This window comes from Azospirillum sp. B506 (genome assembly GCF_000333595.1).
GTDB lineage: Bacteria > Pseudomonadota > Alphaproteobacteria > Azospirillales > Azospirillaceae > Azospirillum.
Window position 1 is genome coordinate 1 of record NZ_BADK01000825.1, and the last position, 10,574, is coordinate 10,574.

A 10,574-nucleotide genomic window follows, 5' to 3' on the forward strand; every position below is an offset into this window, starting at 1 on the left:
GGCACGTGGCGCTGCGCATCTCCGACACCGAGGGCGGCGACGCCTTCGAGGTGGCCGGCCGCGGCGAACTGCAGCTGGGCATCCTGATCGAGACCATGCGCCGCGAGGGCTATGAGCTGGCGATCAGCCGTCCGCGCGTGCTGTTCAAGACCGATCCGCTGAACGGCCAGCGCCTGGAGCCGATCGAGGAAGTCGTCGTCGATGTCGACGAGGAGTTCTCGGGCACCGTCGTGCAGAAGATGTCGGAGCGCAAGGCCGACCTCATCGAGATGCGCCCCAGCGGCGGCAACAAGACCCGCATCGTCTTCCACGCCCCGTCGCGCGGCCTGATCGGCTATCAGGGCGAGTTCCTGACCGACACCCGCGGCACCGGCATCATGAACCGCCTGTTCCACGGCTATGCTCCCTTCAAGGGCGCCATCGCGGCGCGGCGCACCGGCGTCCTGATCTCCAACAGCGACGGCACCGCGGTGGCCTACGCCCTGTGGAACCTTGAAGATCGCGGCCCGATGCTGATCGATCCGGGCGTGCCGGTCTATCAGGGCATGATCATCGGCGAGCACACCCGCGGCAACGACCTTGAGGTCAACGTCATCAAGGGCAAGCAGCTGACGAACATCCGCACCACCAGCAAGGACGAGGCGGTCCGCCTGACCCCGCCGATCCAGATGACCCTGGAAAAGGCGCTGTCCTACATCTCCGACGACGAGCTGGTGGAAGTGACGCCGAAGTCGATCCGCCTGCGCAAGCGCTACCTCGATCCGAACGAGCGCAAGCGCCACTCGCGCGCCGCCGAAGCCAGCTGATAACGGTTCGCATATAGGGTAGAGTACCGGCGGCGCTTGCCCCCCTGACGGGGAGCAGGCGCCGCCTTTTTTTGCACACTGCGAGGATGTTTCCGCATGGCGATGGCGACCGACGCGAAGTCCCCCGGCTCCCCGTCCTTCACTCCCGCCAGCTGTGGGCAGGCATCGGCCCGACCGGGCTGTTTCCCCCTGATCCTCGCACTGCTGATCGCCCTGCCGATCCTCGCCGTCTTCGTCCAGTCCGCCGGCGTCTCCACCGATCTGTGGGGGCATATGGCACGGACGGTGCTTCCCGGCTACATCCTCAACACGGCAATCCTGCTAGGCATCGTCGGCGTCGTCACGCTGGTGACCGGCGTCGCCTGCGCCTGGACCGTCACCATGCACGACTTCCGCGGGCGCGGGATCCTGCAATGGCTGCTGCTGCTGCCCCTGGCCATGCCTGCCTATGTGCTGGCCTACACCTACACCGACTTCCTGCAATATGCCGGGCCGCTGCAGTCCTTCCTGCGCGCCAGCTTCGGCTGGCGGCGCGGCGACTACTGGTTCCCGGACATCCACACCGCCTGGGGGGCCGGGCTGGTGCTGTCGTCGGTGCTGTACCCTTACGTCTATGTGCTGACCCGCGCCGCCTTCCTCGAACAGTCGGTCTGCGTGCTGGAGGCCAGCCGCACGCTGGGCTGTACCCAGTTCGGCGCCTTCCGCCGCGTGGCGCTGCCGCTGGCCCGTCCGGCGCTGGTGGCCGGCGTCGGCTATTCGCTGATGGAGACGCTGGCCGATTTCGGTGCTGTCCGCTATTTCGGCATCGACACCTTCACCGTCGGCATCTACCGCACCTGGTTCGCGCTGGGCGATCCTGCCGCGGCGGCTCAATTGGCTGCCGTCCTGCTGCTGGTGGTGCTGGCGCTGGTCGGGCTGGAGCGGCTGTCGCGCGGCAGAATGCGCTTCCACCAGACCACCGGCCGCTACCGCGCCCTGCCCGCCCCGCGCCTGTCGGCCCGCGGCACGGTGGTTGCCTGGATCGTCTGCCTGACGCCGGTGCTGTTCGGCTTCCTGCTGCCCGCTGCCGTGCTGGTCCGCATGATCCTGCGCGGCGGCACCGAGCTGACGCTCGCCCGCTTCACCGACCTGACGGTCAACACCTTCATCCTTGGCGCCAGCGGAGCGCTGCTGGTCGTCGCGGTGGCCCTGACGGTGATCCACGGCGTGCGTCATGACCGCAGCGGCTTCTCCACCGGAGCGGCGCGTCTCGCCTCGCTCGGCTACGCCACGCCGGGCACGGTGATCGCGGTGGGCATTCTCATCACCGTCGGGCTGACGCGCGACTGGACCGGCTGGCCGATGGGTGCGATCCTCGGTACGACCATCGCCGGCATCCTCTATGGCTACCTGATCCGCTTCTTCGTCGTCGCCTATGGCCCGCTTGAGTCCGGCTTCGCCAAGATCGGCCCCAATCTGGAAGGGGCGGCGCGCTCGCTCGGCCACACGCCGTTGCAGGTGCTGCGCCGGGTCCATCTGCCGCTGCTGCGCCCCAGCCTGCTGAGCGCCGCCATGCTGGTCTTCGTCGACATCACAAAGGAGTTGCCGGCGACGATGATCCTGCGGCCCTTCAACTTCGACACGCTGGCAATCGAGGCCTTCCGCATGGCCTCGACCGAGCGGCTGGACGACGCCGCCCTGCCCGCCCTGGTGATCGTGCTGGTCGGGCTGGCCCCGGTCATCTATCTCAGCCGCAGCATCGCCGCGGCGCGGCCGGGGCATCGCGGTTAGGTCAGCTTTCCAAACGCTCCTCGTGCTTGGCCTCCGCGGCCGGCAACGTCTCCGGACGCCGCGCGCGCAGCTTCTCCCGCTGCTTCCAACGGCGGAAGGATTGCTCGTTCCACCAGCCGCGCAACCGTCCGCCAATGTCGGCTATCCGCTGGTAGAGCGGCCGGCGCCGGCTGGTGACCCGGGCCGGCTCCAGTGCCATGCCGACGGAAGTGATGGTGTCGTCATCCATGTCGCGCACGATCAGCTCGACCCCGCCCATGCGCACCCGGTCGCCCAATTCGCAGGAGCCGCCGAACTCGTTGCGCAGCAGGTCGCTCAAGGTCAGGCGGGCATTGGGCAGCGACAGCGGCAGGCCGTACATCTCGGCAATCTGCTCCACCGTCGCGTCGGGGCTCAGCACCAGATCGCCGTAGAACTCCCGGTCGTTCTGGTCGAGCGCCCGGCTGCCGCCATAGAGCTTGTCGATCAGGGCCAGCCGGTGCTGCGGCGTGAACAGATAGACATGGTCGCCGGGCTGCAGCGGCTTCGCCTTGTGCAGCGGCACCACCGCACCGGAGCGGATGACCAGCGACGGCTTGGCCCAGCGCGGCATCCGCTGCCCGCGGGCGGCCGGACTCTTGGCATGGACGGTGTACGCGACCAGCTCCTGGTCGGCATTGCCGGGAAGCTCAAGCTCCACGCGCTCCACCGGTCCGCGGCGTGGCGGGACGATCAGCTCCAGCGCCCGCGCCATCGCGCCGATGGTCCAGCCCTGCACCAGAAGCGAGACGACCACGACGACGAAGGCGGTGTTGAAGATCAGCTGACCGTTCTCCAACTCCCCCAGCACCGGCACCAGCGCCAGCAGAAGCGACACCGCACCACGCAAGCCCACCCAGGCGATGAAGCTGGTTTCCCGCACCGAGAAGCGGAAGGGCAGCAGGCACATCCAGACCGCGACCGGACGGGCCACCACGATCAGGACGAAGGCCACCCCCAGCGCCGGCAGGATCATGCCGCCGAATTCTCTAGGGGTGGCGAGCAGGCCCAGCATCACGAACATGACGATCTGGCTGAGCCAGGTCAGGCCGGAATGGAAGCGCCGCAGTTCCAGCGCCCCGCGCAGCTTGACGTTCCCGGCATAGAGACCGGCGGCATAGACGGCCAGATAGCCGCTGCCGCCCATCACGTTGGTGACGGCGAAGATGAACAGGGCGAAGGTCAGCGTCACCACCGGGTTCAGCCCGGCTTCGAAATTCGCCTTGTTGATAAAGGTCACCAGCAGCCAGCCGCCGGCCAGCCCCATCACGCCGCCCAGCGTGAAGGCCAGCAGCAGTTCCCCCACGATGGCGACCGGAGACGCCAGCCCATGAGTCGCCGCCTCCACCAGCAGGATGGTCAGCATGATGGCGACCGGGTCATTGCTGCCGGATTCGATCTCCAAGGTGGAGCGCACGCGGTCGCGGAGCGTGATGCCGCCGACACGCAGCAGGAAGAAGACCGCCGCCGCGTCGGTGGAACTGCAGGCCGCCCCCACCAGCAGAGCCTCCCCCCACCCCAGCCCCATCAGATAGTGGGCGGCAACGCCGACCACGCCGGTGGTCACCGCCACCCCCAGGGTCGCGAGCGTCATCGCCGGCCAAGCTGCCGCCTTGTAGCTGGCGAGCTTGGTGTCGAACCCGCTTTCGAACAGGATCACCGCCAGCGCCATCGACCCGATCAGGAAGGCGGAACCGGCATCGTTGAAGGAGATGTGGCCGATCCCATCCTCGCCGGCCAGCAGGCCGATGCCGAGGAAGATCAGCAGCAACGGCGCACCGACCCGCAGAGCGAGGTAGCTGGTCAGCACACTGACGATCAGCAGGGTGGATCCGATGAGGATGATATAGCTGACCGCCTCCATAAGCCCCGCACGTCGTTCTTATCGGGCCGCCATCCGGCGGAACTCCTTGATTTTGACGGCAAGCACCCACATCCGCAAGGCGTAGGACCCGGAGGCGGTCATCCGGATAGGCTGTACGCTTACGACACCAGCCTCCAGCTTCCGTCAGCCTGTCGGCAGGCGGTGCCGCGAGCGACCTCGGTCCTGCCGTCGATCACGACCGTATGATTGTAGTCGCGGCAGGTCTGGCCGTCGGTGCCCTGATAGGTCCGCACCGGCTGGATGGTGCCGCTGTTGCCGGACTGCGGGTTGTTCCAGGTGATGGTCTGGTTGTTGGCGACCGCACGTTCTTCCGCGTCCGACGCCCGGTTCTGGTCGGCCGGGCTGAAGTGACGGGCCAGTTGCTGGCCGGCATAGGCGCCCACCAGCGTGCCGATGGCGGTGGTCGCCAGCTTGCCGGCCCCGCCGCCGAAGCGCGAGCCGAGCAGGCCGCCGGCGACGGCGCCACCCAGCGTGCCGACCGTCTCGGTCGTGTTCATGCCGGCGATCCCGCCGCCGCTGTTGCCGGTTTGGCAGGCGGCGAGCGACAGCGCCGCCGTTGCGGCGATGGCGGTGGCGCGCAGGCTCTTGGTGATGGTCCGCATGGCAGTTCCCCCGTATCAACGTTTCACGGTCAAAGTCCGGTCAACGCCTAGGAGGTGAAGAAGTTCCTCCCAACGGGCAGAGCCAAAAGATCAGGGGAGGATGGAAGCAAAATGCGATCCCGCGTGTTTTAAGACCGAACAGTCAACACATGGAGGGTAGCATGATGTCCCGTTTTCGTCTGATCGGTGCGGCGTTCGCGCTTCTTTCCCTGGCCGCCTGCTCGACCGGCGGCGTGGTGGGCGGTGCGGCCGGTGCGGCCGGCGGTTATGCGGTGGATGGCACCCGCGGCGCCGTGATCGGCGGCCTGGGCGGTGCGGCACTGGGCACCGCCATCGACCACTAAGGAACCGGTCAGTCGCGCACCGGCGCGCGTGTCGTTTCGCGCGGGCCGGTGGCGAAGACGGCAAGCGCGTCGTGCAGGTCCGGCAGGACGCGCTCCACCGCCGCCTCGCCCTCGCGGATGCAGTCGTCGGCGCGGTCGAACTCGGTCAGCCCGATATGGCCCAGCCGCGGCACGATGTGGACGTCCGGCGGATCGCCGGCCAGCCGCGACCGGGTGATGCGGTCGGTGACGATGCCCAGCGACGAGACCATCACACCGAACAGGCTCGGCCCTTCATAGTCGCGGCGGAAGATCCGCCGCGCCAGGGCGCCGATGCCGCTTGGCGCGCGGTGGTCCGGCGCCTCGTCCTCGACCAGCCGCAGCAGGTCGAAGCCGGCGGCGGTCGGCACATTCGTCCCGGGCTTGCGCGCCTTGCCCAGGATGTCGCCGGCGAGATTGACGGCGATCACCATCTGCGCGCCCAGCGCCCGGCAGGCCGACACCGGCACCGGGTTGACCAGCGCGCCGTCGATCATCCAGCGCCCGTCGATGGACACCGGCGGGAACACCCCCGGCAACGAGAAGGACGCCCGCATCGCGTCGACCAGTTCGCCCCGCTGCAGCCAGACCTCGTGGCCGGTCACCAGATCGGTGGTGACGGCGGCATAGGGGCAAGGCAATTCCTCGATCCGCACGTCGCCCAGGTGCAGGCGCAGCTCCGCCAGCAGCCGGTCGCCGCCGATCAACCCGCCGCCTTGCCGCAGCCGCAGATCCAGATAACCGACGATCTTCATCCGCGTCAGCGTGCGTACCCATTCTTCCAGCGTATCGAGCTTGCCCGCCAGATGGACGCCGCCGACCAGCGCCCCGACCGAGGAACCGCAGACGATATCAGCCTCGATGCCATAGCGCTTCAACGCCCGCAGCACCCCGATATGCGCCCAGCCGCGCGCCACCCCGCCGCCCAACGCAAGGCCGATGCGTGGGCGCCGCGCACCGCCCCCACTGTTGCCACCGTTAAGGCCGCTTCCGTTCGGCATCGTCATTCCCCCGTCCCCCGGCGGCACCGATGTTCGCCGCCACGATCATCCGCAGTTTGGCATGGAACCGGTAAAGGAAGCCTGTAACCGGTGGGGGCACCGCCGCGTCGACCGGTGGACAAAGCAGAAGCCCATGGGCTAAGCCATGCCCCTGGGACAAGAGCCCATCGGACAAGAGATCGGATGCGACCGTGACGAACAAGAGCGGCAAGCCCCTGCGCCTGGATGCGGCGACCGAACGGCTGGCGGCCCGGATGTGGCGCGAGTGGGTTCGGCCCTATCGCGGCAAGCTGTTGCTGTCCTTCGTGCTGATGGCGGTGGTGGCGGCGACCACCGGTGCCTATCCGCTGCTGATCGACCAGTCCTATGCCATGTTCTCCGCCCAGGACCGCGGCATGCTGCTGGCGATCCCGCTCGCCATCGTCGCGGTGACCATCGTCAAGGGCGCGTCGCTCTATTCGCAGACGGTGGTGACCAGCGACATCGTCCAGCGCATCATCGCCGACATCCGGCTGGCGATGTTCGCGCATCTGCAGACCGCCGACATGGCGCAGCTGCACGCCACGCCGACCGGGTCGCTGACCTCCCGCTTCATCAACGACGTCGACCTGATCCGCAACGCGCTGAGCCGCACGCTGACCGGTCTGGTGCGTGACATCCTGACGGTGATCGCGCTGGTCGGGTCGATGTTCTATCTCGACTGGCTGCTGTCGCTGATCGTCTTCATCATCTATCCCATCGCCGCCGTGCCCATCGTTCGCATCGGCAAGCGCCTGCGCCGCGTCTCCCGCGACACCCAGGCGCAGATGGGCGACATGACCTCGCTGCTGACCGAGAGCCTGTCGGGCGCGCGGATGGTCAAGACCTACAATCTCGAAGATTACGAGCGTGCCCGCGCCGGCCGCGCCTTCCACGACAATTACCTGCTGACCATGAAGGCAGTTCGCGCCCGCTCGCGCATCGATCCGATGATGGAGGTGCTGGGCGGCGTCGCGGTGGCGGGGGTGATCGCCTTCGCCGGCTATCGCATGACGTTGGGCGAAGGCTCGGTCGGCGCCTTTTCCGGCTTCGTCGGCGCGCTGCTGATGGCAGCCCAGCCGGTGCGCGCCATCGGCACGCTGAATGCCGCCCTGCAGGAGGGGCTGGCCGCCGCCCAACGCATCTTCGAATTGCTGGACCAGCAGCCGACCATCGTCGAACAGCCGGGCGCCAAGCCACTTTCCGTCCCCAAGGGGGCCGTGGCGCTACGCGGCGTCCGTTTCTCCTACGAGGCCGGGGCCGACACGCTGAAGGCCATCGACCTCGACATCCCTGCCGGCAGCACGGTGGCGCTGGTCGGACGCAGCGGCGCCGGCAAATCGACCGTCTTCAACCTGATCCCCCGCCTCTACGACGTGACGGGGGGCGAGGTGCTGATCGACGGGCAGGACGTGCGCGGCGCCACCCTGCGCAGCCTCCGCGGCGCCGTGTCGATCGTCAGCCAGGACACCGTCCTGTTCAACGACACGGTACGGGCGAACATCTGTTTCGGCCGCCTCGACGCCGGGATGGACGATGTGATTGCCGCCGCCAAGGCCGCCGCCGCGCATGACTTCGTGTCGAAGCTGCCGGAGGGGTACGATACGGTGATCGGCGACCGCGGCGTCAAGCTGTCGGGCGGCGAGCGCCAGCGTCTGGCGCTGGCCCGCGCCTTCCTGAAGGATGCGCCGATCCTGCTGCTGGACGAGGCGACCAGTGCATTGGACAGCGAATCGGAACGTCTGGTGCAGGCGGCGCTGGAACGGCTGACGGAGGGGCGCACCACTCTGGTGATCGCCCATCGGCTGGCAACCGTGCGCAACGCCGACCGCATCGTGGTGATGGAGGGCGGCCGCATCATCGAGCAGGGCACGCACGAGGCGCTGCTGGCCGCCAACGGCGCCTATGCCCGGCTATGCCGCCTGCAGTTCGGTGAGGATGAGGTGCGGGCGGGAGCGTGAGGCTTCCGCCCGATGCTCCATCCCCTCATTCCGCCGGGAACACCATCACCCGCCCGGCGGGCATGACGGCGGACAGTTCCTCCCCGGCGCGCACGTCCACATGCCCCGGGAGGCGCGCGTGGATCTCGGCTCCCACGCCCGGCAAAGCCAGACACACCCGCGTCGCCGGCCCGAGGAAGCTGGAATGGCGCACCCGCACCGGAACGGCGTCGGGCCGCGTGCCGAGCGGCACCAGTTCCAGATCCTCCACCCGGCAGGCAACCTCGACCTTGGTCCCGCCGGGCAGGCCGGGCGCCATGATCCGGCCGAGCGGAGTAACGATCTGCCCGTCGCGCACAGTCGCCGCAAAGCGGTTCACCTCGCCGAACAGACGGGCGACGAAGCTGTTGGCCGGCCGCTGGTATAGGTTGACCGGCGTGTCGGCCTGGACGATGCGGCCGGCCTCCATCACCACCACCCGGTTGCCCATTTCCATCGCCTCTTCCGGGTCGTGAGTGACGACGATGGTGGCGATCCCGCTGGCGCGGATGATCCGCACCACCTGTTCCCGCACCGAGCGGCGAAGCTGCTCGTCCAGCGCGGAAAACGGCTCGTCCAGCAGCAGGACCTTCGGGTCGCGCGCCATGGCGCGAGCCAGCGCCACCCGCTGCTGCTGGCCGCCGGACAGGGTGTGCGGATAGGCATCGGCATAGCGGGTCAGCGCCATGGTCTCCAGCAGGTCCTCCACCCGGCGCCTGCGTTCGGCGCGCGGGCGGGCGGTCTGACCGAAGGCGACGTTTCCCGCCACCGTCAGGTGGGGAAACAGCGCAAAGTCCTGGAACATCATGCCGACCGGCCGTTTTTCCGGCGGCAGCGACCGGCCGGCGGTGGCGAGCGATTGCCCGTCCACCGTGATTTCCCCTTTCTGCACCGTCTCCAATCCGCTGATCAGACGCAGCAGAGTCGACTTGCCGCAGCCGGATGGGCCGACGATGCACACCACTTCGCGCGGGGCGACCGTCAACGACACGTCGTCGACCGCGGTCAGCCGTCCGTAACGGTGGGTAATGCCGGACAGGACGACTGAAGGAGAAGGAGCCTCGCTCATGGTCACTTCCAGCCGGCACGGTCCATGATGCGCAGAGCCTGCGGCGTGTGGGCGGCGAAGGAGGCGGCATTCACCTCGGCCGCCTCGAAGCTGCCGAGCTTCACCAGTTCCGGATGCGGCTGGACCGCCGGGTTGACCGGATATTCCATGTTGCCGTCGGCAAACTGGCGTTGCGCCTCCGGACTCAGCAGATATTCCAGAAGCTTGCGGGCATTCTCCTGGTTCCTGGAGGTCTTCACGATTCCGGCGCCGCTCAGGTTCACATGGGTGCCGCGGTTGCCCTGGTTGGGGAAGATCACGCCGACCTTGGAGGCGACCTCGCGGTCCTCCTGCTTGGACGAGGTGATCATCTTGCCGACATAATAGGTGTTGGCGATGGCAACGTCGCCCTCGCCCACCGCGACCGCCTTGATCTGGTCGGTGTCACCGCCCTGCGGCGGACGGGCGAGGTTGGCGACAAGCCCCTTCACCCACTCCTCGGTCTTCTCCTCGCCCAGCGTTTCAATCATAGAAGCGGTCAGGGCCAGGCTGTAGGGATGGGTGCCGCTGCGGGTCAGGACGCGGTGCTTCCACTCCGGCGCGGCGAGATCCTCATAATCCTTGAGCTGCTCCGGCTTCACCCGGTCACGGGCATAGACGATGACGCGGGCGCGGCTGGACAGGCCCCACCAAGCCCCGTCCGGGTCGCGCAGGTTGGCCGGAACCTTGATGGCTTCAAGCTGCGCAGAACTGACGGGGGCGAGCAACCCATCCTTGGCAGCGGCGGCCAGACGGCCGGCATCGACGGTGATGAACAGGTCGGCCGGGCTGCTGGCCCCTTCGGACTTCAGGCGCTGGATCAGTTCATCGTGGTTGCCTTCAATGATGTTGACCTTGATGCCGGTCGACTTCATGAAGGTCTCATAGATCGCGCGGTCGGTATTGTAATGACGCGAATTATAGACATTGACTTCCTGTGCCTGAACCGAAAAAGCGGTCAAGGCACCGACTGCAAAAGCAACGCCGGCGATCTTGTCGATGAACATCCATCACTCCCGGACTGCGAATAGCTCTCAATTCGTGAG

Annotated in this window: 8 protein-coding genes and 1 pseudogene; 4 read left to right on the forward strand and 5 right to left on the reverse strand. The window is 67.7% G+C overall.

From position 1 onward, the window contains the following. Together I71_RS25675 and I71_RS25680 are read left to right on the forward strand one after the other, a co-directional pair. Positions 1 to 806 (forward strand): annotated as a pseudogene (locus I71_RS25675) (translational GTPase TypA); the annotation flags it as partial. A 96-nt stretch (positions 807 to 902) separates the two neighbouring features. Then, positions 903 to 2,576 (forward strand): iron ABC transporter permease, encoded by a 1,674-nt coding sequence (locus I71_RS25680; RefSeq protein WP_049976330.1) that lies wholly within the window; start codon positions 903 to 905, stop codon positions 2,574 to 2,576. A gap of 1 nt (position 2,577) precedes the next feature. On the opposite strand, the gene I71_RS25685 is transcribed toward I71_RS25680, so the two are convergent. Both I71_RS25685 and I71_RS25690 read right to left on the reverse strand, forming a co-directional pair. Further along, positions 2,578 to 4,458, reverse strand: a complete 1,881-nt coding sequence (locus I71_RS25685) for a potassium/proton antiporter (RefSeq protein WP_042700548.1) — start codon at positions 4,456 to 4,458, stop codon at positions 2,578 to 2,580. 119 nt (positions 4,459 to 4,577) lie between these two features. After that, positions 4,578 to 5,081, reverse strand: coding sequence for an RT0821/Lpp0805 family surface protein (locus I71_RS25690; RefSeq protein WP_042700551.1), 504 nt, complete (start codon positions 5,079 to 5,081; stop codon positions 4,578 to 4,580). 161 nt (positions 5,082 to 5,242) lie between these two features. Between I71_RS25690 and I71_RS25695 the strand changes: the two genes are divergently transcribed. Next, a complete protein-coding gene (locus I71_RS25695) occupies positions 5,243 to 5,425 on the forward strand; it encodes a hypothetical protein (protein ID WP_042700556.1) in 183 nt (60 codons plus the stop codon). Between the two features lie 8 nt (positions 5,426 to 5,433). On the opposite strand, the gene I71_RS25700 is transcribed toward I71_RS25695, so the two are convergent. Continuing rightward, the gene (locus I71_RS25700; protein ID WP_042700562.1) at positions 5,434 to 6,450 is read right to left on the reverse strand and encodes a patatin-like phospholipase family protein; all 1,017 of its coding nucleotides are present in this window, start codon (positions 6,448 to 6,450) and stop codon (positions 5,434 to 5,436) included. A gap of 185 nt (positions 6,451 to 6,635) precedes the next feature. Between I71_RS25700 and I71_RS25705 the strand changes: the two genes are divergently transcribed. Further along, positions 6,636 to 8,423 (forward strand): ABC transporter ATP-binding protein, encoded by a 1,788-nt coding sequence (locus I71_RS25705; protein ID WP_083897403.1) that lies wholly within the window; start codon positions 6,636 to 6,638, stop codon positions 8,421 to 8,423. 25 nt (positions 8,424 to 8,448) lie between these two features. Here I71_RS25705 and I71_RS25710 read toward each other — a convergent pair whose 3' ends face one another. After that, positions 8,449 to 9,510 (reverse strand): ABC transporter ATP-binding protein, encoded by a 1,062-nt coding sequence (locus tag I71_RS25710; RefSeq protein WP_042700565.1) that lies wholly within the window; start codon positions 9,508 to 9,510, stop codon positions 8,449 to 8,451. Between the two features lie 2 nt (positions 9,511 to 9,512). After that, on the reverse strand, positions 9,513 to 10,535 hold the full coding sequence (locus tag I71_RS25715) for a Fe(3+) ABC transporter substrate-binding protein (protein WP_042700568.1): 1,023 nt from the start codon (positions 10,533 to 10,535) through the stop codon (positions 9,513 to 9,515). Between the last annotated feature and the right edge of the window lie 39 nt (positions 10,536 to 10,574).